Below are 623 nucleotides of genomic sequence, written 5' to 3'. Positions count from 1 at the left end.
CAATGTCCTGGACATGGCGATCGGTATCGTCATCGGCGCCGCCTTCGGCAAGATTGTGACTTCATTCGTATCCGACATCCTGATGCCGCCCATCGGTCTGCTGCTCGGGGGGGTCGATTTTTCCAACATTTTCATCGTGCTCGGCGGCGGCGACTACGACTCGCTGGAAGCTGCCAAGGAAGCCGGTGGGGGGACCTGGAACATCGGCCGCTTCATCAACACCGTGATCGACTTCCTGATCATCGCCTTCGCCATCTTCCTGGTGGTCAAGGCGGTGAACAACATGAAGCGCAAGGAAGAGGTCGTGCCGCCGCCGGATCCCACGGAGAAGCCCTGCCCCTTCTGCGTCACGCCGATTCCCATCAAGGCGACGCGCTGCCCCCACTGTACCTCGCAGCTTGAACCGGCCTGACGACGATGGAAGGATGCCGCCTCGCTGGCATCCTTCCCTCTCTTCCGGAACCAGAAACCTATCGATGACGCAGGATATCCGCACCCTCATCACCCCTGAGGGCCTCGCCCGTTTTGAGCAAGAACTGAAGAAGCTGCAGGAAGAGCGCCACGAGGTCTGCGCCATCGTGTCCTGGGCCGCCGGCAACGGCGACCGCAGCGAGAACGGCGAC

At 61.6% G+C, this 623-nt stretch carries 2 protein-coding genes; both read left to right on the top strand.

Annotated elements, in window-relative coordinates; all coding sequences use genetic code 11:
• The coding region (mscL, locus tag ACKGJN_RS16460) for a large conductance mechanosensitive channel protein MscL (RefSeq protein ID WP_409540654.1) at positions 1-412 on the top strand (412 nt) is incomplete at its 5' end.
• A gap of 13 nt (positions 413-425) precedes the next feature.
• Positions 426-623: hypothetical protein (locus tag ACKGJN_RS16455; RefSeq protein ID WP_409540655.1), on the top strand; the 198-nt coding region annotated here is incomplete at its 3' end.

Source organism: Gillisia xinjiangensis (assembly GCF_046298265.1).
GTDB lineage: Bacteria > Bacteroidota > Bacteroidia > Flavobacteriales > Flavobacteriaceae > Gillisia > Gillisia xinjiangensis.
This window is presented reverse-complemented; position numbering and strand designations above follow the sequence as displayed.